The sequence below is a fragment of the Sinorhizobium sojae CCBAU 05684 genome (genome assembly GCF_002288525.1).
Classification (GTDB): domain Bacteria; phylum Pseudomonadota; class Alphaproteobacteria; order Rhizobiales; family Rhizobiaceae; genus Sinorhizobium; species Sinorhizobium sojae.
On record NZ_CP023067.1, the window covers coordinates 2,985,118 to 3,009,239 of the forward strand.

Sequence of the window (24,122 nt, forward strand, 5' to 3'; positions counted from 1 at the left end):
GAGGATAGCCCTTCGGGGTGGGGCGCGGGTGCTGGCAAAACTCCCGCGCCTTTTTCGTGTCAGGCGGTCACCGCCTCGAGCGCATATTCCGGGAACGTGTCGCGCTGCACGCGTCCAAACGAGGTGTACTCGACGCTGTAGCCGGAAGAGGTGCGGCGCTTCACGACGCCCTCGACCTTCATCAGCAGGCGCGTGGCAATCACCTTGTCGCCTGCCTTGAACTTGTGCTGCACCTCGGCCTTGCCGGTTCCCTTCGTGACCAGATCGACATGATGCTTGCCGACGGTCTGGCAGAAGCCGCGATCGGTGAAGTTGATTGCGAAGGTCTTCGTATTGACCTTCGTCACAATGCCGACGCCATACAGGCAAGACTTCACAGTGTCGCCAACCTCGATGTTAGAGCGGGCCTGCCGCTCCTCTTCGCGCTGGCGCTCTGCATCGCCCTTCACGCGCGCCGGCTCGAGCCATTTAGCTTTCTGGCGGAGCTTATTCGCCTCGGTGCGCTCGGTCATTTCTGTTTCGAACGCCTTGTTAAAGCGGTCGATCAACGCGCGGTGGCGGCGCTCGGAGTGGTGCCCGATCTTCACCGGCTCGCCCAGGCGCAGGAAGTCGCGTTCGTGATCGCCGATGCGGCCATGCGCCTTATGCGCGCGCTTATCCGCTGCCTCTGCCTGTTTCAGCAGGCGCTCGCGGTACCTGTCCTTGCGGGCCTGCCGGATCTCGCGCAGGCGCTCCCCTGCCGCCTCAGTTATTTGCTCTTCGCGGGCCTCGTAAGGCTCGACGATCAAGCCCTGCTCGAGCGCATAGGCAGTCACCGCTTCCGCCTTGTTGGCTGCGATGATGTAGGCCTTTTCGCTGTAGTCGAAGATTGCGCCATTGGTGCGCAGCACGCGGCGGTGCGTGTAGGTGTCGCCGGTGATGATGAAAGCGTTCTTCATGGTCCCGACCTCCTTAAACGCTCAACTGTGCGTAGGCTTCGGGGCACTCGTAGCGGATGGCGTCACCATCCCACATCGGCCCGTTTATGCCGGCGAATTTCGGCTGACCGCGCAGCTCCTCGCGCTGATGCTGGTTGTCGTTCAGCCGGGTGAAGGCATAGCCGCGGATTTCCATGAAGGGGATGAGGTTCTCGGCGTCGACCTCGTGCGTGAACCATTGGCCGTCGACGATCTGAATAATGCGGGCTTTCATCGTGATTGTCCTTGTCTGTGAGTTGGTGAAACCGGCTGGCAACCGGCAGACAGATACAACCACAGGCCACCCAATCTGTCAACAGCATGGGGTGTTTAATATCCGATAAGCGGCATACTAGGGATATTAACCACCCTATCAGGATGATGCACGATGAGACACTATGGGTATTAACCACCCCACGAAATGTTTAAAGGAAATCATGCTAATTTTAAGCCATTGACAATACAGCATAAAAAACCTGTGCTTTGCGTCCTTTTCTCCACAGGTGCTTATATCGCGCGGCGGTTCCCCCTTCTCCCCTTGCTCCCGCCCTCTCCTCCCTTCGGTCGGGACAAGATCGGAGCGAACACAGAGAGCAAGACGAGCAAGCGATGGGCATGCCTTCCAAGACCACAGCCGATTACCGGCACGCCGGACAGAAGGCCGCCGCCGCCCTCCGGAAAGAGAAGAAAGAACCCCGTCTCACCGACAAGCAGCGCGCCCTCATCGACTTCATGGTCCACGAGGGTATGGACCGCAAGCGAGCCGCTGAAGCCGCTGGCGTCACTGACGAGACAGCCCGCCTCGCTCTCCGAAATCCCCAAGTGCTCGCTTATCTCAATGAGGAGATGGAGGTGTTGAGAACGGGCGCGAGGCCACGTGCCTTGCGTAAGATGGCCGATCTGCTCGACGCCAAGACCGAGCGCATCCAGTTCGAGGCGGCTAAGTATCTGGACGGTATGGACAGGCCGAGCCATGCGGTAGGCGCCACACAGGTCAATGTGCAGGTCACCAACACGGTGAACGTGACGCCTGGCTATGTCATCGACCTGAGGCCGGGCGAGTTCAACGAGGCTGCAGGTGCACAACAGATAGAGCATCTGGCGCATGAAGAGGCTATCTCATTGGAAGAGTTAGCAGTTTCGGAGGACGTTCCCCTTGAGGACTAGGGAACGCGGCCCCCGTACCCCCTTTGTTCCCCTGAAATCGCGCTTGGGAGGGGGTGGGGGGAAAAATCGTGGCTCTGCTCCCAGTCCACCCTCACCCACACGATTTCCCCTTTTGGGAGATTGGCAGTCGGAATTTTTTTAACCTCTGAGGAGTTCGAGCGATGGAACTGACGGTGACATTCGGATGGTGGCTTCTTCCCTTAGCGGTCACGCTGCTGTCTTTCGGCTTCAGCCTCGTCCGAGTGGGTAAAAGCGAGCCTTACGGCGATTACGGCATGATCGGTCAGGCCCTTGCGTTCGCGTTCATGATGGCGCTCTCGCTGATTGCCTCACTCGTCGCGTGGCTAATCTGGGCGCTGGTGGCCTGATGCTGCAGATCGAGGAACCGGATCGCCCGCTGCAGCTGCCGAAGATCGAGCTCGATGCTCAGGGGCGGAAGATCTACAAGCCTGACGGGGCGGTGTTGCGGGATTTCCTGCGCTGCCGGAAGCACGTTTCGGTGATCCGCGGTTCGATCGGGTCGGGCACGTCGACGGCCTGCATCATGAAGATGTGGATGATTTCGTGCGAGCAGCGGCCGAACGGCGATGGCGTCAGGAAGACGCGTTGGGCGGTCTGCCGCAACACCTTCCCTGATCTGAAGAACACGACGGTCAAGTCCTGGCTCGATTGGTTCCCCGAAGAGATGTACGGGCGGTTCTATTGGGATCGGCCGTATAAGCACATCATCCGGCTCGGCGACGTCGAGATGGAAGTGATCTTCCTGGCGCTCGATAGCGAAGACGACATTCGCAAGCTGCGGTCGTTCGAATTCACCGGCATATGGTTCAACGAGCTCGAGTTCATCGATAAGGCGATTCTCGACGAGGCGGAAAGCCGAACCGGCCGATATCCGGCGGTGAAGGACGGCGGCGCGACGTGGGACGGCGTGATTGCCGACATGAACGCGCCCCGCGAGGATCATTTCATTCCGCTGATGATGGGCGAGGTGCCCCTTCCCGACGATTGGACGGAAGAGGAGCGGCTTGCCTTTCGGAAGCCAGACAACTGGGGCTATCACGTGCAACCGCCGGCCATGCTCGAGATCAAGGACGCTTCCGGCACGTTGATCGGGTACAAGATGAACCCGCTGGCGGAAAACACGCGGTGGCTGAAGCCCGGCTATTACGCGGAAAAGATCAAGGGCAAGACGAAGCAGTGGATCGACAGTCGCGTCCTCAACAAGATCACGGTTTACGTCGACGGCAAGCCCGTCTGGCAGCAATTCAATTCGGACATCCACGTTTCCGACGCGCCTCTTGAGCCTATTCCCGGCTGGCCGGTCTATGTGGGCCTCGATTTCGGCCGAAATCCCGCATGCGTCGTGGGGCAGCTCGTCAACAATCGCTGGCGGATCTTCGCGGAACTGACGGCGCGCGGTGTGGGCGCGTCGATTTTCGCACCCCTGGTGAAGCAGTTGCTGGATAGGCGCCTTCGCTACTGGACGCCAGCGAACAATCACGGCGATCAAGATGCCTATCAGGTCGAATTTTTCGGTGATCCTAAGGGCGAGGACGGCACCCAGGCGGACGAAACGACGGCTTACGACATCTATCGTAGCCACGGCATGCCGGTCCGGCCCGCACCGGTCAAGAACAACCACATCGAGACCCGCATCAACGCGGTAGAATACGCGATGATCACGATGGTGAACGGCTATCCGCGGTTTCTGGTGTGCGGCACGAACTGCCGGACGCTGAAAGTCGCCTGCGCCGGTGGCTATCACTTCGCCCGCATCAAGGGCACGTCCCGGCACAAGGAAGAACCTGAGAAGGATCGATATTCCGACGTCGCCGACGCCTGCCAGTACATGGTTCTCGGCGCTGGTGAAGGCCGCGTGGTCACCGGCGGGCAGCACAAGGGCGGGGGAAAGCCCGTCGACATCAAGGTCAAGAAGAAATCGAGGCGGCGCGGTGGGTTCTGAGCGGGCATTTGGCGGATTGCGGCTTTCCGAGTGCGAGCCGAAGGATTGGTTCCTCGTTTTCCATGAGGATTCGCCGAAATGGTGGATCCGCTGGCTCGCGCGCGGCCGGTTCAAACATGTTTCCGTGTTCGGGGTCGTTCCTCGCGCGAATTCGTGGGTCTTCTACGACTTCAACCTTGACCGGTCCCGCGTTTACGTCGTCGCCAACCATGAGGCGGACATCGCGATCGGTCATTTCAGCAGCCAGGGCACCGTTGTGCGCGTGGCGCGCCCGATCGGGCGCGATGGTGAGATCAATCTTCGGCCTGGCTGGTGGTGCGTCCCGGCCGTCGCCCATATCGTCGGCCTGCGGGGGTGTGCTTTGCGACCTGATGCCCTTTTTCGGCAATGTCTCGCCCAAGGTGGCGAAATTATCGAGCCGAAAGGTGCCGGAAATGAAGGTCAAGACCCCGAGCCAGAAGGCTGATCCCGAGCTGCAGCGCCAGCAGCAGGCGGCACAGCAGGAAAAGATCAACGCCATTCAGGACAGGCTCGGTACCGAGACCGATCAGGCTCTCCGGTATTTCGGTGCCCGACGCGCGCTTTCCGGCGCGCGCGGCTCCATGCTCACGCGCTGAGGGTATAAGACTTGGCGAAAGATCCGAAGAAGCAGGCTATTGCGCCGCAGTTTCCTTCCGAGGCTGTCTCGAAAGACGCGCTTCAGCGCCTAGCCGACGCCCGCGCCCAGAAGAACGAGGCGGAGAAGGATCTTCAGGAGGCATATTTTTTCACCCGGCCGCGCCTGTGCTGGGACGTGAAATCGACGACTTCGACGAAGCGCAACAGGGATCGCGAAAGCGAGCAGGAAGACCTTGCGACCGGGATTGGATCGGAAGTTTCAGAGGATTTTGCGACGGAGGTTATTTCCGCGTTTTTCCCTCAAGGCACGAATTGGGTGGAGTCCACGCTCGATGAGTCGGCTGTCGTCGATCTCGAACCGACCGATGTCGCGGACCTGAAGAACGAGGCGAAGGAGCGGGATGGGAAAATCTTCTCAGCTATCCGCGCTTCGAACTTCGAGGCGGAGTTGGGCGATGCTCTAGATCCTGATGCCTCGGTCGGGACGGTCGGCTTCTGGATCGACAAGCCGCACAACACCCGGCCGATCTCCGTGCAGCACGTCCCGGTGCGCGAGCTCGAAATCAACGTCGAGTGCGACGGCTCGATCGGCGATCGCTTCCGCGTTCGGCACGTCCGTGCTTCGAAGCTTCGATCGGTGATCGGCAATGTCCCGCTGCCGGAAAAGGTGACGCGCAAAATTGCCTCGTCTCCGATGACGAAGCTCGAGGTGGTGTGGTGCTTCTGGCGCGATTGGAGCGATCCCGAAAACGACAAGTGGAAGCACGTGCTTCTCGTCGACAAGACGGCGGTGCATCAGTCGATGCTCGATGGCGAAGGCTGCTTGCCGCTGATCGTCGCCCGGTTCTCGCCGGACAAGGAATTCTCCTGGGGGTACGGCCCGGCGATCAAGTCGCTGCAGGAATTCCGCGTCCTCGATGTGATCACCGCGGCGACGCAGGATCGTGTCGACGTGGCGATCGCGCCTCCGATCACCTACCCCGATGACGGCGTGCTCGATTTCGAGGGCGGGATCGAGGCCGGCAAGGCCTACCCGGCGCGGCCGGGTTCCGGCCGCGATATCGCCAAGCTCTATTTCGAGGGTGATCCTGATCTCGGTTTCTACACCGCGACCGATCTCGAGCGTCGGATTCGGCGCAAGTTCTTCGCCGACTATCCGGAGCAGAAGGGCGACACGCCGCCGACGGCGACGCAGTGGGTCGACGAGATGGTCATGGCGCAGCGCCGCATCGGCACGCCCGGCAAGAAGTTCTGGCGCGAAGGGCCCTATGAGATATACCGGCGCTTCGAATGGCTGCTGAAGAAGGACGGCAAGATCCAGGACGTCAGCCTCGACGGCCAGTCCATTCCGCTGATCCCGAACAACCCGGCGACGCAGGCGGCTGATAATCAGAAGCTTCAGACCGGCGTGCAGGTGCTCGGAATCGCGAAAAGCTACTTCCCGGAAACCTCTGCCGCGGCTATCGACGAGCGCGCCACGATCGAGAATATCCAGAAACTCGCAAAGGATGATGTCGTCGTTCTGCGCAATCAGCAGCAGACGAGCGACCTCCTGCAGACCGTTCTCGGCGCGGCACAGGATGCCGGCGTTGTCCCGACAGGTGGCCCGCAATGAAGCTTTCCGACGAAGAGGTGAGGCACGCGCTGCGCTGGTTTGCGCGCCAGCCCGAAAGCATTCCGTTCTTTGCCTGTCTCGAATCCATCGTCGACGAAATCGGCCCTGTCGATACCTGTGCTTTGCACGCTCATAACGAGCGCCGCAAATTCGCTGCCAATCTGATTGCGATGGCAGAGAGTGAAAAACGCGATGGACAGGACAGCGACAGGACACATGCGCCCAAACGAGGAAATCAGCCAGGAAAAAGCCAGAGCCGGTTACGGCGCGGCCCCGCTGGCCGGTCGTAGCCCGGGCGCTTTCGTTTTCTCAGGAATCGGACCGAGGATCACGCTGGCGCCGGAAGGCGGCGACGGCGGTGGATCTGGCGGCGGTTCCGATGGCGGTCAGGGCGGTGGCGAAGGTGCGGGCGGAGACGGCGCCGGCGATAACGGCCAGGGCGCTGACGGTGGCGACGGCGGCAACGAACCGCCTGCCCGTCCCGACTATATCCCGGAAGACTGGTGGGATGCCGAAACGGGCTTCAAAGCCGACGATTTCAACGCCCTCGTCGCCTTCAAGGCGGAGCATGACGCCAACCTCGCGCAGGTGCCGGATAGCGCCGACAAGTACGAGGTGAAACTTCCGCAGGATTTCAAGCTGCCGGAAGGCTTCAAGCTGGCGGAAGGTCAGGAAACCTTCATCGACGAGAGCGACCCTCGCGTTGCCGCGGCTCGCGAGTACGCCCACGCCAACAAGTTCAGCCAGGCTCAATTCGAGGGCCTGATCGCGCTCGGCGCGCAGGCGGATATCGCTGAGCAGACCAAGCTTTCCGAGGCTGTAGAAGAGCAGCGGACGCAGCTTGGCAGCAAGGCGCAGGACCGCATCAATGCCGTCACGACTTGGCTTGGCGCCAAGGTTGGCGGGGAACTTGCCGCCGCTCTGACCCCGCTGATGTACACGGCAAAGAGCGTGCAAGCCTTTGAGGCGCTGATGCGTCTCAACAGGGGAGATGTACCGGGCAACCCCGGTGCCGGTCGCGATGCTGGAAGAACCGAAATTTCCGATGACGAGTGGGCGAAGATGTCCCCGACTCAGCGGATCAATTACGCCCGTGAGCACTCCAAAAAGTGACGGCCTGAAGGAGTCCCGAAATGCCCGAAATTATGACGCTCCCTGAATATGCCAAGGGTCTCGAAAAGACCAGCATCGAGCGCCCGCTGATCGAAACCTTTGCTGAGCACTCCGACATCGTTCAGGCCCTGCCTTTCGATGGCTTCTCCGGTGCTGCCTATGAGGGCTACCGCGAGACCGACATCGGAACCGCCGGCTTCCGTGCGATCAACGAGGCCGCTGGCTCCTCGAAGGGCAAGATCGCGCCCTTCCAGGAAACGAGCTTCCCGATCGACACGATCCTGAAGGTCGACAAGGCCATTCTTCTCCGCCATGGCGAAAGCCGCCGCGCGAAGGAAGAAGCGATGCAGATGAAGCGCCAATCGCAGCTCTTCACCGACACCTTCATCGACGGCGACAACACCTCGAACCCGAAGGAATTCAACGGGCTCAAGGCGCGCGCCAAGGACTCCGCCGGCCGGTTGATCCACAATTCTGGCGCGTCCGGTGGCGCCGCTCTTTCGCTCGCCGCGCTCGACGAGGCGATCGACAACACCGCGAACCCAACGCACCTCATCATGTCGCGAGCCATGAAGCGCCGGTTCATCGCAGCGATGCGCAACACCTCGCTGACGGGCCACATCCTTCAGACCCGCGACGGTGTCGGAAAGCCGGTCCTCTCCTATGCGGACCTGCCGATCCTCACCGGCTATCCGAAGGACAGGCACTCCCTGCTGCTGCCGTTCAACGAGGTTGCTTCCGGCGGCGGTTCTGCTGTCACCACCTCGATCTTCGTCGTGTCCTTCATGGATGGCGGTCTCAAGGGCATTCAGCTCAAGAGCATCGAAGCCCGCGACATGGGCCTCCTCGAAGACGCGGTGAACTACGGCACCAACGTTTCGTGGGATGTCGGTCTCGTCGACGAGGGTGACTTCTGCGTCACCCGCCTCGACTCCGTCGCTGACGGCGCGATCGTCGCCTAAGGCAATCGGGCCCGCTTCGGCGGGCCTTCGCCCTTTCGTTTTGAGAAGGAGAATGACCGATGGGTCAGAGGGTTTACAATCAGGATCTCGAACTGATCCTTGCCGACGGTGCTGCGGCTGTCACCGCAGACGGTCAATCCCAGGTTGGCGGCGCCGCTGCCGAGAAGAAGCTCGGCCCGGGTCGCTTTGAAGGCGTTCTGATCGTCGATGTCTCGGCCATCGACATCGTTAGCAATGACGAGCTCTATCACCTGTGCCTGCAGGGCGCCGCGAGTGGCGACGATGCGTTCACGACGGTCGAAAACCTTGCGCAACTCACGCTCGGCGCAACGGAAGTTCGCCCGGGCGGCGCCATCGATTCCGTGATCGGACGGTATGAAATCCCGTTCACGACGGAACAGCACGACACCGTGTATAGCTGGGTTCGGCTGTACGTCGATGTCGCCGGCACCACGCCGTCTATCACGTTCAAGGCTTGGATCGCAGAGCGCTACTAAGCGCTCTCGTCCACCTTTAGGCGCAACTGGAAACGAGAACGATGCCCGACAAGCAGACGATCTACCACAAGGAACACGGCGCGGCCGAAATGGCTGCGATCGACGCGCGCTCCGCGTTGCAGCGGTGCCCGAACGAGTGGGCCGCGAAGCCCTGGCCGAAGGAAGACAAAGCAGCAGCCGAAAAGGCTGCTGCTGACGCCAAGGCCAAGGCGGATGCGGACAAAGCCGCCGCCGAAAAAGCAGCAGCCGAAAAGGCGAAGGGCGAAGACAAGAAGGGCTGAGGTCAGTCGCTCACCATCGCGACCGGCTGGCTGAGGAAACCGGGGGTGGCAACGCTCCCGGTTTTTCTGTGTGCTTTGCTGGCCTATCCGGATTTCGTCACTCTCCCGGCCATGGACAAGCTCACGATCATCAATCACGCCCTCATCGCCACCGGCAATGATCCGGTGAACGTGCTCAACGATCCGTCGGATGAATACCGTGTGGCGAATGATGCATTCGACCGGTGGATCAGGTTCCTCGCGGCGCGGCATTCCTGGCCATTTGCGATGACGACGGAATTGCTTGTCCGCGTCCCGGATGCCGACAACAAGTCTCGGCGCTACTCGAAGAACGGCTTCCGCCTGCCGCAAAACACGCTGCATGTGAAGGAGGTCTTCAAGGATACGCGTAACCTCACCGATTACGAGATCATCGGGACCGTGCTCTCCTGCAATTACGATTCGGAGATCTATGCCGCCGTCGTGAAGATGCCGCCGGATCAGGATTGGCACCCAATGGCTGAGGAGGTGCTAACACGGTACGTCGAAGCTGGTTGTCTGCGCGGTCTGAACGAGGAGTTTTCGGAGGCGACGCGGCGTGAGCAGAGCGCTGAATTGCTGCTCGAGGAAGCGCGGCCGCACATCGACCAACAGAACCCGGCCCGCAACATCTACAAATCGAAGATCGCCGCAGCTCGAAGGACTCGCCGGATATGAGCCTCGAGGAAATCGTCATCCGTCAGCGTGATTTTTCCGCTGGAGAGATCGACCCCGACGCGATCAGGCGTGACGATACCGACGCGCTGCGCGCTGCGGTGCGCTATGCCCGCAACATGGTTTCGAGGCATACGGGCGGGCTGACGCAACGCCCGGGGCGTCGATTCCTCTTCGAGGCGGATGGCGTGATCGGCGAATTCAAGCCGTTCGACGATATCTCCTATCGCGTCGTTTTCGTCGCCGGCGGCGTTCGCGTCCGGACCGAGGACGGCGCGCTCGTTGCTTCCCTGTCGGCGCCGTGGGCTGCTGCAGATCTGGATTCGCTCGTGTGGGAAGCAGACGAGAACGAGATTTTCGTGTGCTGGTCGGGACAGACGCAGGTGATTTCCGTGTCACCGTCGACGGGCGCCTGGTCGATCGCCAACTACAGCTTTTCGACCGGCATTGATGGCGCGGTGCGGACGCCGTTCTTCCGGTTCACGGCGACTTCCGGGATCACGCTGAAGCCGTCGGCGCTCACCGGCAATATCACGGTCACGTTCTCGCAGGACATCCTGAACTCGCAGCACGTAGGCTCGATCTTCCGCTATGCCGGCCGGCAGCTTCGCATTACCGGCGTCACGAATGCCAAGGTCGGAACGGCGACGGTTCTGGAAAAGCTGCCGTCGACTTTCATTTTCAACGTTCCGAGCAGCGATGGCTTTTCCGTCGGCCAGACCGTCGAGACAGACACCACGAATGTGAAGGCGGAAGTGATTGCTGTTGCCGCCGGATCGGTGACAGCGGTTGCCATCACAAAACTCACGACTCCGCAGAACGGAGAAAAGCTCGTAGGCCCGACGGCGACGACGACGATCAGTTCGTTTTCGACCACGACTCCGGGCGCGACGGTCCAATGGGACGAGCAGTTTATTTCCTCATATCGGGGGTGGCCGCGCTCGGTCTCGAAGGATCGCCAGCGGCTCATCTTCACGAATTTCGCGCAACTCAAGAATGCGGTCTGCTGGTCGGCGACAGGCGACAATCGTGATTTCGAGGTCGGCGGCGATCCCGACGACGCGATGTTCGAGACGATCGATGCAGAGTGCCAGGTCTATTACATCGTCGGCGGCTATGACGAATTCGCCATCACGGACAAGGGCGTCTATTACATCCCGGTTTCTGTCGGCACGCCGCTGCAGCCGGGCTCTGTCGAGTTCCGCATCATCTTCTCGAGCGAGATCGCCAACATCAGGCCTATTCAGGTGACGGAAGGCGTGATCTTCGTCGATAAGTCGTTGAATGGGGTTTATGCGATCAGCGCCACAGGCCAGACCGCGCGGCCATACATCGCGACGGAAGCGAACCGCCTGCATCGCCACCTTTTCTCGGGCGTGAAGTCGATCGCGGTCAGCTCGGCGACGAGCGTCTTCCCGGCCCGGCAGATCTATGCGGTGAACGCTGACGGAACCGTTGTCGTCGGCCAGTTCAATTCCGACAGCGAATATATCGGCTGGCTGAAATGGGATGGTGAAGGCGAGGTGCGGAGCATCACCGGCACATATGGCCGCGTCGTCTTCATGACACGGTACACGATCAATGGCGTGATGACCGGCGTTGCGGAAGAACTTGACTATGACCTGCTGTTCGACTGCGCGACCGTGTTTGACGGCGGCGACGTGACCGACTTCCTCGAGCTCAATGACGGTTCCGCGCTCACGCTGAATGACGGTTCCCAACTGACGCTCGAAGGCTACGTGACGCAGTTCTATGCAGGTCAAGAGGTCCATATATACGCCGGCGGTTTCTATTTCGGGGAAATCGCGGTGCCTGAAACAGGAATCATTTCCGGCTTCTCGCAGTATGGCGAAGTGATCGCCGGTCTCCGGTTTGACTGGACGTTCCACCCGCTGTTCATCAATTTCGATGGCGGTCAGCCGGTCGGCCAGGCTGAGCAGCGGCGGAAGATTGCCAAGATGCTGATCACGGTGCGCGATACGCAGGAGTTTCGCTGCGGCAACCGGATCTTCGGCAGCTACCGCGGTGGCGAGGACATGGAACAGCCGGTTCCCGAGCGCGACGCAACATATCGGTATCGCGAGACCGGTCGGTCTTACGATCCTGACGTTGATCTTGGCACCACGTTCCCCTGCAAATTCAAGCTTATCGAACTGACAACGAGGTTGACGGTCTAATGCAAGCGATCGCACCAGTTCTCGGCCTCGCTGGCGGTCTCGTCAGCGCCTACGGCCAATATCAGGCGGGCAACCAAGCGGCGGCACAATCGCAGCGCGCCGCGCAGGTCGGCCGCGTGCAGGCTGATCAGATTGATGCGAGCTATCGCGACGAGCTGAACTCGACGATCTCAAACATCCGGGCGATCCGCGCTTCCGCCGGGGTCGGCGCCAACTCGCCGACGCAAATGGCGATCGAGGCAAAGCAGCAGAAAACGAGCGATCGAGACCGGAAGATCGAGGTCGGTTCGAAGCGCATGCAGGCGAGGCAGGACGAGGATGATGCCCGCTTCCGCCGATCGTCGGCAAGAATGGCGCTGTTCGGCGGTGTGGCAACCGGACTTTCGAAGTTTGCTTCGTCCGGTGGTTTTTCCGGCAGCACATACGCTCTCGGAGGCTGATCGATGGCAAAACTTCCTGAAATTCAGCCGCGCGGCGCTATCACGCGCGGCCCCGTCTCTTCGGTCTCTCCTGCCGAAGTCGCGAACCCGTTTCAGCAGATCGCCAACGCGCTCGATGCGGCCGGAGAAGTATTCGAGCGCAAGGATGTGGCAGACGCTTCCAACGACGGCGCGAACGCGGTCTATCGCGATGCCGACGGGAATTTGAAGGTCGATCTGCAGTCGAACATTTCGGCGCGTGGCCGGGCCTACAATGCCGCCGCGCAGCAGGGATATGCCGCCCGCCTGGCGGGTGACATCCGCGCTCGCGGTACCGCCCTGCAGAACGAGGCGAAGGGCAACGTCGACACATTCAACGCTTCGTGGAAGGCGTTCCGCGACCAGACCTTAACCGCCGTGCCGAAGGATTTCCGCGGCGCTGTTACGACGATGCTCGACACCGAGGGGCCGCGCTTTGCTCTCGGAGTGTCCGAGCAGAAGCGAACGGCGGACCTGAAGGAATTCGAGGGCAACATCAAAGCTGAAATCCAGCTCCTCGATGACGACATGTCGGCGCTGGCGCGCGCCGGCGGCGTGTCAACTGATGCCTATAAGCAGAAGCAATCGCAGCTTCATACGCTATGGGATCAGCTCGCGACCAACCCTGATTTCGTAGTTGGCGAGAAAGAGGCCAAGATCGCTGTTCAGCGCATGGAGTCTCGGCACCTCTCCGAGTCCATGCTGAGCACCGTCGATCGCGCGCTTGCAACCGGCGGAATCGCTGAAGCGAGGAAGATTTCGCGGTCCATACTCACCGACGAAAAGCTTGCCCTGACGCCGGCCGAACGTCGCCAGTATGCGGGGCTCGCCAACGAGCGGATCAACGGCTTCGCCGCCCAGGCAAAGGCCAACCTGAAGCCGACGCAGGATCGATCGAAGACGATACAGAAGCGCCTCAAAGAAGGTGTCGGTCTCGATAACGACGATATCGATCTGACCGCGGCGGAACTGGCGCGCGGCGGGGACATGGCCGGCGCAATGGAGCTCTACTCCGCCCGGGCAATGGCAAGGACGCTGCAGACCTTCAAGCTCTCTGATAACGAACAGCAGGTCGCGATGGCGGAAACTGCGATTGGCAATGCCAACCGCCCGTCTCCTGGCCGGTCCCGTCCGGTTTCTGTCGCTCCTCAACTTTCCGGCCGCATGCAGCAGGCGATGAAACACTACATTGCCCGGGGGGGCAGCCCGGTCATGGCGGCGGGTATCATCGGCAACCTCGTGCAGGAGTCGAGCTTGAACACGTCGGCGCTCAATCCGGGCGACGGAACCGACGGTTCGGACTCAATCGGCCTCGGCCAGTGGAACGGTCCTCGCGCAAAAGCGCTCAAGGCTTTCGCTGCAAAGAGAGGCGCGTCTCCCGACGACTTCTCTACTCAGCTCGATTTCGTTCTTCACGAGCTGGAAACGACGGAGGGCGCTGCCTACGAACGGTTGAAGGCTGCTCGCACTGTCGATGAAGCGACCGCCGCCATGATCGGCTATGAACGCCCGGCTGGCTGGTCGCCAGGTAATCCGCGGGGCGGACATGGCTGGAATAACCGTCTCGCCATGGCGGCAAAGGCGGCTGAGTTCGAGGGCCTGTCCGGTGAGCTGATCGCAGCCGAATCCGGCGCCGTCGATCCCGAGCTGGTCAAGGAATACCGTGCTGAGATGACGCGCGACTCCAAGGCTCTCTTCGACGACATCAAGTCGGGCTACGACAAAGGCCTGACGCCGGCCGTGAGCGACATCGACCTTCTGACGCGCCAACTTGCCATCGTCGACGATCAGGATTTCCGGAAACAGGTTGCCGACTATTTCAGCAGCCAGGCGGCAACGGAGGCGATCGCCGGCATGGCGCCGGCACAGGTCGAAAACCTGATATCCGCACTTCGCTCGGACGCCGCCGACGGCGCGACGATCGCGCAGCAGCAGATCATCACGGGCATGGAAGAGGCCGAGAAGGCACGCGCGCAGGCGCTCAAGGACGATCCGCTCGGATACGCCATGAACCGCCGGATCGTTCCCCCTCTCCCGCCGCTCGATCTGTCGCAGCCCGATACCTGGGCGCAGTCGTTCCAAGCCTATCAGAACGGCGTCGACGTGCTCCGCGCGCGTGGTGAGGTAGGCAACATCTCGGCGCTTCGTCCAGAGATACAGGCGCAGGTGCAGCGAGCGCTCGCGGGGGCAACGCCGCAGCAGTCCGTGCAGCTCCTCGGCGCCATGGCTCAAGGTCTGAGCCCTGACACCTATCAGGCAACGCTCAGCAAGATCGCTGCCAGTGGCGATGGCAAGGCCACGGCTGCGGCCGGCGCGCTGGTGATGGAGAACCCCGAAGTCGCCGAAGGTGTCCTTCGCGGCACTGCTCTGCTGCGGGAAAATCCGCGCCTCGCGCCTTCGAAGACAGATGCTAATCTGTCCGCAATCGACGACATTCTTCCGACGAGGGCGTTTGCTCCGTCTCTGGAAGCCTCGCGGCAGTCCCTCCTCGAAGCCGCCACTGCTCGCTATGCTGATCTCTCCAATCAGAGCGGCGACACCAGCGGACAGCTCAGCGACGAGCGCATGCAGCAGGCAATCACCGAAGTGACCGGCGGCCTTGTCGACATGAACGGGTATTCTGTGATCGCGCCGCGCTACGGCCAGACACAGGACGATTTCGACAAGACGCTTACCGCGCTCACCGATCAGGATCTCGCGGGCGCGGTCACCAGTTCCGGCCAGGCGGTCCGCGCCAGCGATCTCAGGAATGAGGGCCGGCTACGGGCGATTGCGGACGGCCGATATATCCTCGAATTCGGGAATGCCGACTACCCCACCTATGTCATGCGCCAGCCTTCGCCGGGGTCGTACACTGAACCGTCGGTCTTCGTGCTGGATCTGAGGAACCGCTGATGGCGATGCTTGTTGACGATCAGCAGATCCGGTCCGCGCTGCAGGTCGCGGCGCGCAGCCCGTTCGAAGGCGTTGATCCCGGCTTTGTCGAGCGCCTGAAATCAGACTGGACCGCGATGCGGGAATTCTCGAATTCCAACGCCGATCACCGCAACGCGCTTGCGGCGCAGAACGATTTTCAGGTCCGGTTCTTCAAGGAAAGCGGGCAGCGCCTTCCCGGCTGGATCGACAGCATGAACTTCAACGCGATGGAGGTCGCGAAGAAGCAATTCGACGCGTGGAAGGGAAGCCACCCCGAAAGCGAACTGACCTTTCCGACACCCGAAGAGTTTCGCGCGCGTGCCGATGCGAAAGCGCTCGAGGCGCGCGGCGCTTCAGAGGATTTGCAGAGGCGGTCGACAGGATGGTCCTCGGCGATTGGTGGCTTCCTCGGTACAGCCGGCGGGGCGATGACGGATCCGATCAACCTGCTTGCAGCCGGGTTCGGAGCGTCTGCATCCGCCGGCATTCTCCGCACCGCATTGACTGAGGCCGGTATCGGCGTGGCGTCGGAATCCATCATTCAAGGTGCGACGATCGATCGGAAGCAGCGGCTTGATCCGACGTTCTCGGCCGGGGATGCTCTGTTCGAGATTGGCGCAGCCGGCGTCGGTGGTGCTGTGCTCGGCGGCGGTATCAAGGGGCTTGCCAACCTGTGGCACCGCGCTAAGACAGGCGAATGGCCCCGCCACGTGCGCGACACCGCAAACGTGCTGACCCGCGAGGCGGCTATTCCAGAGAGCCGGTTTTCCAAGTCTGTGCAGGGCGAGTCCGCTCACCGCGCAGCGCTTGCCAAGGCCATCGACGATCTGACGGCAAGCCGTCCCGTCGAGCTGCCGCCGGAAGCCTTCGCACAGGCAAACGCGCGCCCTGGCCGTGTCTATGATGCCGACGGCAATAGCATCGGTGTCAGCTATGAGGTGGTGGAAGCGTCAACTCTCATCACCTCTCACGGCGACGATCTCACTCCGAACCCCGCGTTCCCGCCGGAACTGCAGCCGCGCGATCGTTCCCGCGCCCTGTCGCAGGATCAGATTTCCGGTATCGCCGCCAATCTGCAGCCCGAGCGTCTCGGATTCTCGCCACAGGCCGAGTCCGGTGCACCGATCGTCGGTCCCGATGGGCTGGTGGAAAGCGGCAATGGCCGGGTGCTCGCGCTGCGCCGCGCCTACAATCAGGGCGGCGTGCCGGCCGACAATTACCGCAACTTCCTACGCTCCCAGAATTTCGATGTCGAAGGGATGAATAATCCCGTTCTCATCGCCCGGCGCGTTACGGATCTTGAAGATGCCGCCCGCGTCGGCTTTGTCACCGCTGCGAACCGCTCCACGGCTATGCGCCTCGGTGCAGCCGAACAGGCGCTTTCCGATGCAAGGCTTCTTGATGGTCCATTGCTCGACATGCTCGAAGGGTCGGACATTCGAGCCGCCGGCAATCAGCCCTTCGCCCGCGGTTTCATGTCGAAGCTGCCGCGCTCGGAACAAGGATCGCTGATCGACAAGGATGGGTTCCTGTCGCAAGACGGTGAGCGACGGATCACCGCCGCGCTGATGGGCCGGGCCTATGGCGAGCCGGTCTTGCTCGGCCGCGCGCTCGAGGACACCGACAACAACATCAAGAGCATTGCCGGTGCGCTTGCCGATTCCTCGGCGCCATGGTCGAAGATGCGCGATGCCGTCTCGCGCGGTGAAATTCCCGCCGGAATGGACATCACCGACGATCTGCTGAATGCGGTCCGCCTGGTCATGAAGGCACGCGACGAGGGCCGCACGGTCAAGGATCTGGTCAATCAGGCTGAGATGTTCGGCGGTCCGGACGAATTGTCGAAGATCATGGCGCGAGCGATGTTCTCCGACATGGATCTCCGCCGCCCCGTCGGCCGCGCACGCCTCGCCGAATTCCTCCGCGACTATGCGGAAGAGGCGATGAAGAACGATGCCGGGCCGCGCCTCTTCGGCGAAGCGCTCGGCGCCGGCGATATCCTGAAGTCCTCGCTTGAGCGCGTCGGCCGCAATGACCTGCTGCGGGTCGCTGAGGAGCGTCTGACGCCTGAGGCGGTGGAGAAGCTGGATGATGATCCGTTGACGGCGGAAGCGGCCATCATGGACGCGCAACGCTTGCGTGCGGAGCGTTCCGGTATCAAGGTCGACTTGGGCGACGGTCTAGGTGAGCGCTCGCTAGACGACATCCTCGACGAGGCGGACGAGGAGATTGCCGCCGCTGCTGAAATCGAAGCCTGCACGATCGGACGGGATCAGACACAATGAGCATTGCCAACTGCCTGACGAAACTCGTCGCTGCAAAGCAGATCACTCAGAAGCAGGCCGATGACGCTCTCGCCCTTCACGAGGGACTGCAGGGGCGTTTGTATCCAACGATGGGTCCAACGTCGGCGGAAGCCGCCAGCGCGCTTGAGGCGGCGCGTGTGATGGCGCAGGCGGCACAGGAACGCAAACTGATGGCAGCGAAGCAGGCCATCGCCTACGCGTCCGCTATTGACCGCATGGAGAAGCACCCTTCCGGCAAGACCGTCGGCCTTCAGAGCATGCTCGTCCGCGACAATCTCGAAGGCGGCGCGGCCATGGGAACCGCGATCCACATCGACGGCCACAGCGAGAACGTGACGAAGCGGCTCCTCGGCATGATGGATGGCGCGATGAAGCCATATGCCTCGCGGCTGGCCGGTCTGAGACAGGACACGGAATCCATCTGGAATGTCGTGCGCGAGCTGTTCGGCGAGGACACCGGCGACGATGCGGCAAGGTCGGCCGCAGAAGGATGGAAAAAGACGACGGAATATGCCGTTGCCAGGGTGAAGTGCGCCGGCAAACCCCTCTCCGTGCTTGAGGACTGGCGCCTGCCGCAGAACTGGGACAGCAGCCGCGTCAAGCAATTCTCGGAGCAGCAGTTCGTTCATGACCTGATGACCGAGTTCGAGGCCGGAAACCTGAAGGTCATGGACAAGCAGGGCCAGGGCGAGGCACCGCGCGCTGCCGTCGGCGGTATCATCGCCAATGCCTACAAGGATATCACGCTCGGCAAGGCGAATAGCGGCGCCGGCGGTTTCTCCAATCAGCTCCGCGTCTTCCGGTTCCAAAACCCTGACGCCTATATCCGCCTGATGCAGAAATACGGGATCGGCGACGGCGGGCTCTACAACACGATGATGGGGCACCTTGGCGGGATGGGGCGAGAGATCGCCACCGTCGAGATCCTCGGGCCAAACTACGAGGACAATTTCCGCCGGCTCCTCGATGTCGCCCGCGAGGATGACGCGGTTCGAAACAAGGCGATCGGCGCCAAGCTCAAGCGCTCGCTGACGATGAACAGCCCGGCCGCGGTGCAGCGGACATATGACGCGGTGACCGGAAAGCTCGGGGTCGCGCAAAGCGAGCTGATCGCGGGAATCGGTGGCGGCTTGCGTAACCTGCAGACGGCGGCGCGCCTTGGGTCGGCGACGATCGCGGCCCTGCCCGGCGATAGTTTCACGGCTTCACTGGCCGCAAACCACAACGGCATTCCGGCAACTGCCGTTCTTGGCCGTCTCGTCCGCGATCTCGCCAACGACAAGGAAGCTGAGGCGATCGCGCGCCAGGTCAATTTGACTGCCGCCTCGATCATGGATCACGCTTTGGGCTCGAGGCGCTTCGCTGACGAGGTGGTGGGGCAAGGCTTCACCGGCCGCGTCGCTGATACCACGATGCGGCTCACCGGTATCAATGCTTGGACCGAAGGGCTGAAACGCGCCTGGGCGATGGAGTTCAATGGCTTCATTGCCCGGCAGGCCGATCGCACCTTTGGCGATCTTGATCCGGCATTCGGCGGCTTCCTAAAACGCTATGGGTTCACGCCCAGGCAGTGGGACAAGTTGCGCGCCACCCCGCAGATCGAGGCAGATGGCGCCAAGTTCTTCGACGTGAACGGCGTCGAGGATCAGGAGCTCGCCGATCGGCTGATGTCTGCCATTCTCGACGAGCGTCGCTTTGCCGTCATCGAGCCCGACGCGCGCATTCGCGGCGCCATGTCGGCGGGGCTGCAGCGCGGCACGTTCATGGGAGAAATCGCGCGCTCTGCCACCCAGTTCAAATCCTTCCCGATGACCTTCATGATGACGCACATGATGCGCGCGGCGATTCAGGATGGTGCCTGGGGCAAGATCGCTGCCGGCACCAAGCTCGTCGGTCTGATGACGATCGCCGGGGCGGTCACTTCACAGATGCAGTCCCTCGTCGCAGGCCGCGACCCGCAGGATATGAGCACGCCGGAATTCTGGACGCAGGCTTTCATCCGCGGCGGTGGCGGCGGCATGCTCGGCGATCTCGTCTATTCGTCTTCCACGCGCGGCGGCGACGGGCTGAAGGAATACATCCTCGGTCCTGCGCCCGGTACCATCATCTCGGCAACTGGCGACCTCTCGCAGGCTCTCATTGGCGATGGGAAGATGACCGGTAAGATGCTGGCGCAGCATATCAAGGCGTGGACACCCGGCTCGTCGCTGTGGTTTTCGAAGATCGCAACGGACCGTCTCCTCTTCGATCAAATCCAGGCCATGATCGATCCGAATTACCGGCAGTCGTTCGCGCGATACGAGCAGCGGATGAAGAAGGACTTCGGGCAAGCCTTCTGGTGGCGCCCGGGCGATGTAGCACCCGATCGCGGGCCGCGACTGCCTTAGCGCTTGCGCTCACCGAGCAGCTTATCGATGACCTTCTGTTGTTTTTCGAAGGCTTCCAGCAGCCTTTCTATGCGCTCATCCACAGCGCTGTGTTTGAAAGATGCTTCAAGACGGGACACTATCTCTGCATTCAGTGATCGACCGGATTCCTCTGCTGCTGCCGTGAGTTGAGCCCGTAGTGGCGGCAACATCCTGAGCCCGAATGGGGCAATATTTCCGATCTTTTCACCGCCTGTTTTCATGACTGCACTCTGTAGTCAAAATGCAGTTGCCATCAATGACTACAAAGTGTAATTAGCTACATTATGTAACTATATGGTTGCTAAAGGGGGAACGCAGGTGAAGGCGAAAAAGCCGCCGTTCGGACTCCGCATGCCAGAAGACGTGAAAGCTTGGGTTGCACGTCAGGCACAAGAAAACATGCGATCTCAGAATGCAGAGATCGTCATGGCACTTAAAGAAAAAATGGATCGTCTGGCCGCTATAACTATTTCTGAACAATAGGCCGGCGAAGCGCGCGTGAAACAGGGTCGCGAAACATCATCAAGGACAGTCGGAAAGTGGACGATGCTCCTCTATTCGTATCAGGCAGACGAGGTTTTCTCGGCAATGTGTTGAGTGGGTCTCTGGCGGCGGCTGTGCCGCCAGAAGTTGCGCGTGCAGCATCTGACGATCGGTCGGAAATGGAGCACGTCGAGGCGCTGTTCAAAGAATATGAAGACGCCCGCAACGAGGTAGAGGCGGCCCCGGCAGGTGAGAGGTGCTGGCGCCGCGCAAGACGACGGGAGACCGATGCATTACACGCTCTCCTCTCGTACCAAGACAAGAGCGTCTCAGCCTTCAAGATCAGGGCCGATTGCATCCAGGCCATCATTGAGCGGGACAATCTCTGTCGCCGCAATTTCGGGGCCGATGGTGATGCCTTCGAAGTCTTCATAAACTCGGTCGCCCGCTTCTAGCCCTGTGCTTTGCAGGGTTTGGCATGCGCGGGGATTATCCTGCGCATGTCTATCACCTCTCCTGACGATCGCATCAGCTTCTATAACCCCGTCGTCGCCACGACGGAGTTTCCGGCACAGTTTCCGGTCTTCGACAACGACGATATCAAGGTCTTCGTCGATGGCGTAGAGCGTGACGACTTCGCGGTTACCGCGACCTACACAGAGGGCGTCTCGACCGATGCCAAGGCGGTGTTTGCCGTCGGCATCACCGGTCACGTCCAGGTCGTAGGGGCGCGTGAACCTCATCGAACAAACCGGTTCAACAATGGCGGCCCTCTGCCAGTCAGAGACCTGAACCTTGCGCTCGATACTGTCGAGTCTGAGGTTCAGGAGCTTCGCCGAGATATGGGGCGCGCCGTGTTGGCAAGCTACGGGTCGAGCGGCCCCGCATTGCCGGCGCCAGACGGAAATAAGCTGATAGGTTGGAACGGTGCTGGTGAGCTCGAGAACAAGGCGTCTGAAAGCGAAAGTGTTGCAGCAGCTGAGGCAGCAGCTGAAGCCGCATTGGCTGCAGCGAACGCAGGATACCTGTTCGACAGCGAGAGCGCATTTGAAGCAGCAAACATCCCGCTTGTGCTGCAGCGCGCAGTGGTCGGCATCGGAATCGACAAGCACGACAAGATCCGCATCTCGACGCCGTCGCCTGCAAAACCTTGGCACAAGCAGAGTGCTGATGGAGCGTGGTGGCAGATTGACGTGCCCGCTGTTACTCTCGGCATGCTGGGCGGGACTCGTACTTACGCGTCCGACAACAGGCAGGCTTTTTTCGATGCGGTTGAATACGCGCAGACCTTTGATGTGCCTGTGCGCGACTGCGGCGTTTACGGCATCGTCGGAAATGTGGAAATCACCGGCACTCCGGTGACGATCGAGGGTGCGGTCGGTGCTCCTCATATCTGGTTCGGAACGAGCGATGATGGCGACAGCCTGCGCCCAGGCTTTAAAGATGACATCCCCGGCCTCGTTTTCATCTTCAAGAACGGCGGCACGCCAACCAGCTTTTCACTCACGAACCGCACTGACGATTACGCGACGGTGACGCCGTGCCTTGCGGTCTCGTCGGTGCAAAACACAATTCGCCGTCTCGCCATCGTGCAAGACATGAATGTCTTTGACGCAAGCGGAAACTACAACGATATCGCTGAGGTTGCCGCTTCGCTTGCTGATGATTTCGACGTTGGCGTATTGGTCAACGACACTAGGCAAAATCTTTTCGATGATGTGACTGTCTTCGGCTATTTCTCGAAGGCCGGCTATGTCGTTCACAGCAAGTCCGGAGATGACGACCCAGACTATAATCAATGGATCGGTGGGTCGGCTTACGGTCGCCACGGCGTTGCGCTAATTGGCGCCAATGACGCGCCGGCCGCTTATGGGCTCAGCGGATCGCAGTTCTACGGCGTCAGGATCGGATCTAAAGACAGCAAAGCCCGCGTAGCGACAGATAGTGCAACTGCGCATTACTCTGGCGCCGCAGATTGGCGTTGCCTCTACATTGATGGCGACACAGACGGCTCAACGGCGGAAATCAACGGTCACTACTTCACAAACTGCGTGTTCAGGACCGCGTCCGATCGCCTGATAGAGCTTGACCACGCTTCCAACGTTGTTTTCGCCGGCTGCATCTTTGAGCACAATTTCTATAGTGTCCCGAACTCGACTTCGACGCCGACGTTCATTGCCTCTGCGAACACAAAGAAGGGCGTTCAATTCCTGGGTTGTCGCATCAACTACCTGACGATGATCTTCCACGCGGATTTCGTCGGCGCATTGGCAGCCGGTATTGGCGTGTTCGTACAGGGAGATCCGATCCAGTCTCGTGCGGGTTGGGTCTATTCTGATCCAAATGTTGTCGGCGGCTATGCCGCAACGATTGTCGGTGGAGATGGGAACGTTGGCGACCCATCGGTGCAGTTTACGAAGGATGCGAACAATCAATCGGCAGGCTGGAAGATCCTTATGGATGTTTCGGCGGGAGATCCAATTCAATTTCGTTACGCGGGGTCATCTGTATTCGACATCAATACAACCGGCGTTCGCGTCCCGGCGGCAGGTGAACGCAGGCTAATTCACGAAGTGCCGGGCGCGCTCACCATCAGCGGGGATGCCATAACAGTCACTCGCTCGTACCATCTCATCGCGACCGAAGGCGGTGCGTCTACCGACGATTTGGTCAACATCAACGGCGGGGTCGCCGGCATGCGGCTCTTACTGCGCTGCTCTAATTCGGGCCAAACGATTACACTGCGCCGAACCGGAAACATCCGTTTAGATGGCTCAACGGACAAGGCTATAGCCACAACCGGAAGCTATATAGAGCTTTTCTGCGATGGCAGTCTGTGGCGTCAAATATCGCCGGTCATGGTGACTGGGTAACGATTACCAATTCGCCGAGATGATACGCCCGTCGCAATCCTTGTAGACGTGGAACGGGAAAAACCGGCTCACGTCAGCAAAGCTCCACGAACCCAACGGGATCCCTGTCGGAACCTTCTTGACGATCACGCTGATATTGTAGCCGTAGACCTTCACGGAAGCCTTGCTGCAATCGAAGCCTGCCTGAATGAGGTTGTAGATCAACGTTCCTGGATTAAAGAGATTGATGTGTCCGCTCACCAAGTCGTGCTTAAGAGGCGGGACAGAGACCGCCAAAACGCCGCCGTCGTTGAGGTCGGAATACATCTTCTCAAGGAATGAACCAAGATTGCGAATGTGTTCCAGAATGTGGCTGGCCCAAATGCAGTCGAATTTTCGGCCGAGGTCGATTGTCTCGTAATCTCCAAGGATGTCTGGCTTGAACTTGTAAAAATGGCCGGCGTCCAGGGTCGTGACCGTCTTTCCCTTTGAGGCTAGGAATTCTGCGTGGTTCCCTGCGCCGCAGCCAATATCAAGGACGGTCTGGAAATCGAAATCCTTCACCAGTTTTTCGATCGCATCGTTGCCGAGAAAATCCAACGTCGATACCGGCTTCGGTATCCTGTTTGTCCATCCTGAATCCGCAACACTCATATT

The 24,122-nt window shown here is 60.6% G+C and carries 24 protein-coding genes; 19 read left to right on the forward strand and 5 right to left on the reverse strand.

The genetic code is table 11. From position 1 onward, the window contains the following. Positions 1–59: 59 nt before the first annotated feature. Together SJ05684_RS30235 and SJ05684_RS14570 are read right to left on the reverse strand one after the other, a co-directional pair. Positions 60–938 carry a DUF3560 domain-containing protein gene (locus tag SJ05684_RS30235; protein WP_050979944.1) on the reverse strand — a complete coding sequence of 293 codons (879 nt, stop codon included), beginning with the start codon at positions 936–938 and terminating at the stop codon, positions 60–62. Between the two features lie 13 nt (positions 939–951). Further along, on the reverse strand, positions 952–1,191 hold the full coding sequence (locus tag SJ05684_RS14570; protein ID WP_034853207.1) for a hypothetical protein: 240 nt from the start codon (positions 1,189–1,191) through the stop codon (positions 952–954). A gap of 374 nt (positions 1,192–1,565) precedes the next feature. Here SJ05684_RS14570 and SJ05684_RS14575 point away from each other — a divergent pair, with 374 nt between their 5' ends. From SJ05684_RS14575 to SJ05684_RS14585, 3 genes are all read left to right on the forward strand, one after another. Continuing rightward, complete coding sequence (locus SJ05684_RS14575; RefSeq protein ID WP_034853205.1) at positions 1,566–2,123, forward strand: hypothetical protein; 558 nt, start codon at positions 1,566–1,568, stop codon at positions 2,121–2,123. 161 nt (positions 2,124–2,284) lie between these two features. Beyond that, positions 2,285–2,491 carry a hypothetical protein gene (locus SJ05684_RS14580; RefSeq protein WP_034853199.1) on the forward strand — a complete coding sequence of 69 codons (207 nt, stop codon included), beginning with the start codon at positions 2,285–2,287 and terminating at the stop codon, positions 2,489–2,491. Further along, on the forward strand, positions 2,491–4,086 hold the full coding sequence (locus SJ05684_RS14585) for a hypothetical protein (RefSeq protein ID WP_034853197.1): 1,596 nt from the start codon (positions 2,491–2,493) through the stop codon (positions 4,084–4,086). The genes SJ05684_RS14580 and SJ05684_RS14585 overlap by 1 nt, the downstream gene beginning before the upstream one ends. On the opposite strand, the gene SJ05684_RS29670 is transcribed toward SJ05684_RS14585, so the two are convergent. Beyond that, a complete protein-coding gene (locus SJ05684_RS29670; protein WP_157211960.1) occupies positions 4,052–4,531 on the reverse strand; it encodes a hypothetical protein in 480 nt (159 codons plus the stop codon). The two genes, SJ05684_RS14585 and SJ05684_RS29670, sit on opposite strands and share 35 nt — an antisense overlap. On the opposite strand from SJ05684_RS29670, the gene SJ05684_RS14595 reads away from it, so the two are divergent. Genes SJ05684_RS14595 through SJ05684_RS14650 form a run of 13 tightly spaced genes read left to right on the forward strand, consistent with a single transcriptional unit; the run spans position 4,521 to position 20,109 of the window. Further along, the gene (locus SJ05684_RS14595) at positions 4,521–4,703 is read left to right on the forward strand and encodes a hypothetical protein (protein WP_034853195.1); all 183 of its coding nucleotides are present in this window, start codon (positions 4,521–4,523) and stop codon (positions 4,701–4,703) included. The genes SJ05684_RS29670 and SJ05684_RS14595 overlap by 11 nt on opposite strands. 11 nt (positions 4,704–4,714) lie before the next feature. Next, positions 4,715–6,319, forward strand: a complete 1,605-nt coding sequence (locus SJ05684_RS14600; RefSeq protein WP_034853194.1) for a portal protein — start codon at positions 4,715–4,717, stop codon at positions 6,317–6,319. Then, complete coding sequence (locus tag SJ05684_RS29675; RefSeq protein WP_157747892.1) at positions 6,316–6,609, forward strand: hypothetical protein; 294 nt, start codon at positions 6,316–6,318, stop codon at positions 6,607–6,609. Before SJ05684_RS14600 ends, SJ05684_RS29675 begins: the two co-directional genes overlap by 4 nt. Beyond that, positions 6,536–7,432, forward strand: coding sequence for a hypothetical protein (locus tag SJ05684_RS14605; protein WP_034853193.1), 897 nt, complete (start codon positions 6,536–6,538; stop codon positions 7,430–7,432). The genes SJ05684_RS29675 and SJ05684_RS14605 overlap by 74 nt, the downstream gene beginning before the upstream one ends. Before the next feature lie 20 nt (positions 7,433–7,452). Further along, complete coding sequence (locus SJ05684_RS14610; RefSeq protein WP_034853192.1) at positions 7,453–8,394, forward strand: major capsid protein; 942 nt, start codon at positions 7,453–7,455, stop codon at positions 8,392–8,394. A 59-nt stretch (positions 8,395–8,453) separates the two neighbouring features. Then, entirely contained in the window at positions 8,454–8,891 is a 438-nt protein-coding gene (locus SJ05684_RS14615; RefSeq protein WP_034853190.1) for a hypothetical protein, read from the forward strand. Between the two features lie 41 nt (positions 8,892–8,932). Next, on the forward strand, positions 8,933–9,172 hold the full coding sequence (locus SJ05684_RS14620) for a hypothetical protein (RefSeq protein ID WP_034853188.1): 240 nt from the start codon (positions 8,933–8,935) through the stop codon (positions 9,170–9,172). 45 nt (positions 9,173–9,217) lie between these two features. Beyond that, on the forward strand, positions 9,218–9,868 hold the full coding sequence (locus tag SJ05684_RS14625; protein ID WP_244938006.1) for a hypothetical protein: 651 nt from the start codon (positions 9,218–9,220) through the stop codon (positions 9,866–9,868). Beyond that, positions 9,865–12,042, forward strand: coding sequence for a phage tail protein (locus tag SJ05684_RS14630; protein ID WP_034853174.1), 2,178 nt, complete (start codon positions 9,865–9,867; stop codon positions 12,040–12,042). The genes SJ05684_RS14625 and SJ05684_RS14630 overlap by 4 nt, the downstream gene beginning before the upstream one ends. Continuing rightward, the gene (locus SJ05684_RS14635; protein WP_034853173.1) at positions 12,042–12,482 is read left to right on the forward strand and encodes a hypothetical protein; all 441 of its coding nucleotides are present in this window, start codon (positions 12,042–12,044) and stop codon (positions 12,480–12,482) included. Before SJ05684_RS14630 ends, SJ05684_RS14635 begins: the two co-directional genes overlap by 1 nt. A 3-nt stretch (positions 12,483–12,485) precedes the next feature. Next, complete coding sequence (locus SJ05684_RS14640) at positions 12,486–15,395, forward strand: phage tail tip lysozyme (RefSeq protein ID WP_095694280.1); 2,910 nt, start codon at positions 12,486–12,488, stop codon at positions 15,393–15,395. Beyond that, a complete protein-coding gene (locus tag SJ05684_RS14645) occupies positions 15,395–17,701 on the forward strand; it encodes a hypothetical protein (protein ID WP_034853169.1) in 2,307 nt (768 codons plus the stop codon). The genes SJ05684_RS14640 and SJ05684_RS14645 overlap by 1 nt, the downstream gene beginning before the upstream one ends. Then, the gene (locus SJ05684_RS14650; protein ID WP_034853168.1) at positions 17,698–20,109 is read left to right on the forward strand and encodes a hypothetical protein; all 2,412 of its coding nucleotides are present in this window, start codon (positions 17,698–17,700) and stop codon (positions 20,107–20,109) included. The genes SJ05684_RS14645 and SJ05684_RS14650 overlap by 4 nt, the downstream gene beginning before the upstream one ends. Here the strand turns inward: SJ05684_RS14650 and SJ05684_RS14655 are convergent. After that, complete coding sequence (locus SJ05684_RS14655) at positions 20,106–20,351, reverse strand: Arc family DNA-binding protein (protein ID WP_083846090.1); 246 nt, start codon at positions 20,349–20,351, stop codon at positions 20,106–20,108. The genes SJ05684_RS14650 and SJ05684_RS14655 overlap by 4 nt on opposite strands. Positions 20,352–20,448: 97 nt before the next feature. Between SJ05684_RS14655 and SJ05684_RS14660 the strand changes: the two genes are divergently transcribed. Genes SJ05684_RS14660 through SJ05684_RS14670 form a run of 3 tightly spaced genes read left to right on the forward strand, consistent with a single transcriptional unit; the run spans position 20,449 to position 23,486 of the window. Continuing rightward, positions 20,449–20,613 (forward strand): Arc family DNA-binding protein, encoded by a 165-nt coding sequence (locus SJ05684_RS14660; protein ID WP_244426609.1) that lies wholly within the window; start codon positions 20,449–20,451, stop codon positions 20,611–20,613. Positions 20,614–20,669: 56 nt separating this feature from the next. After that, entirely contained in the window at positions 20,670–21,068 is a 399-nt protein-coding gene (locus SJ05684_RS14665; RefSeq protein WP_157211959.1) for a hypothetical protein, read from the forward strand. A 45-nt stretch (positions 21,069–21,113) separates the two neighbouring features. After that, entirely contained in the window at positions 21,114–23,486 is a 2,373-nt protein-coding gene (locus tag SJ05684_RS14670) for a hypothetical protein (protein WP_034853164.1), read from the forward strand. Between the two features lie 3 nt (positions 23,487–23,489). Here the strand turns inward: SJ05684_RS14670 and SJ05684_RS14675 are convergent, their stop codons facing one another. Further along, complete coding sequence (locus SJ05684_RS14675; RefSeq protein WP_083846088.1) at positions 23,490–24,119, reverse strand: class I SAM-dependent methyltransferase; 630 nt, start codon at positions 24,117–24,119, stop codon at positions 23,490–23,492. Positions 24,120–24,122: the final 3 nt, after the last annotated feature.

Bases quoted from the DNA above. Each gene is read 5' to 3' on its own strand.
- SJ05684_RS14645 (WP_034853169.1), top strand. From the start codon at position 15,395: ATGGCGATGCTTGTTGACGATCAGCAGATCCGGTCCGCGCTGCAGGTC.
- SJ05684_RS14575 (WP_034853205.1), top strand. From the start codon at position 1,566: ATGGGCATGCCTTCCAAGACCACAGCCGATTACCGGCACGCCGGACAG.
- SJ05684_RS14615 (WP_034853190.1), top strand. From the start codon at position 8,454: ATGGGTCAGAGGGTTTACAATCAGGATCTCGAACTGATCCTTGCCGAC.
- SJ05684_RS14675 (WP_083846088.1), bottom strand. From the start codon at position 24,119: ATGAGTGTTGCGGATTCAGGATGGACAAACAGGATACCGAAGCCGGTA.
- SJ05684_RS14585 (WP_034853197.1), top strand. From the start codon at position 2,491: ATGCTGCAGATCGAGGAACCGGATCGCCCGCTGCAGCTGCCGAAGATC.
- SJ05684_RS14570 (WP_034853207.1), bottom strand. From the start codon at position 1,191: ATGAAAGCCCGCATTATTCAGATCGTCGACGGCCAATGGTTCACGCAC.
- SJ05684_RS14655 (WP_083846090.1), bottom strand. From the start codon at position 20,351: ATGAAAACAGGCGGTGAAAAGATCGGAAATATTGCCCCATTCGGGCTC.
- SJ05684_RS14620 (WP_034853188.1), top strand. From the start codon at position 8,933: ATGCCCGACAAGCAGACGATCTACCACAAGGAACACGGCGCGGCCGAA.
- SJ05684_RS14595 (WP_034853195.1), top strand. From the start codon at position 4,521: ATGAAGGTCAAGACCCCGAGCCAGAAGGCTGATCCCGAGCTGCAGCGC.
- SJ05684_RS14610 (WP_034853192.1), top strand. From the start codon at position 7,453: ATGCCCGAAATTATGACGCTCCCTGAATATGCCAAGGGTCTCGAAAAG.
- SJ05684_RS14580 (WP_034853199.1), top strand. From the start codon at position 2,285: ATGGAACTGACGGTGACATTCGGATGGTGGCTTCTTCCCTTAGCGGTC.
- SJ05684_RS14630 (WP_034853174.1), top strand. From the start codon at position 9,865: ATGAGCCTCGAGGAAATCGTCATCCGTCAGCGTGATTTTTCCGCTGGA.
- SJ05684_RS14635 (WP_034853173.1), top strand. From the start codon at position 12,042: ATGCAAGCGATCGCACCAGTTCTCGGCCTCGCTGGCGGTCTCGTCAGC.
- SJ05684_RS14640 (WP_095694280.1), top strand. From the start codon at position 12,486: ATGGCAAAACTTCCTGAAATTCAGCCGCGCGGCGCTATCACGCGCGGC.
- SJ05684_RS29675 (WP_157747892.1), top strand. From the start codon at position 6,316: ATGAAGCTTTCCGACGAAGAGGTGAGGCACGCGCTGCGCTGGTTTGCG.
- SJ05684_RS30235 (WP_050979944.1), bottom strand. From the start codon at position 938: ATGAAGAACGCTTTCATCATCACCGGCGACACCTACACGCACCGCCGC.
- SJ05684_RS14650 (WP_034853168.1), top strand. From the start codon at position 17,698: ATGAGCATTGCCAACTGCCTGACGAAACTCGTCGCTGCAAAGCAGATC.
- SJ05684_RS14605 (WP_034853193.1), top strand. From the start codon at position 6,536: ATGCGCCCAAACGAGGAAATCAGCCAGGAAAAAGCCAGAGCCGGTTAC.
- SJ05684_RS14670 (WP_034853164.1), top strand. From the start codon at position 21,114: ATGTCTATCACCTCTCCTGACGATCGCATCAGCTTCTATAACCCCGTC.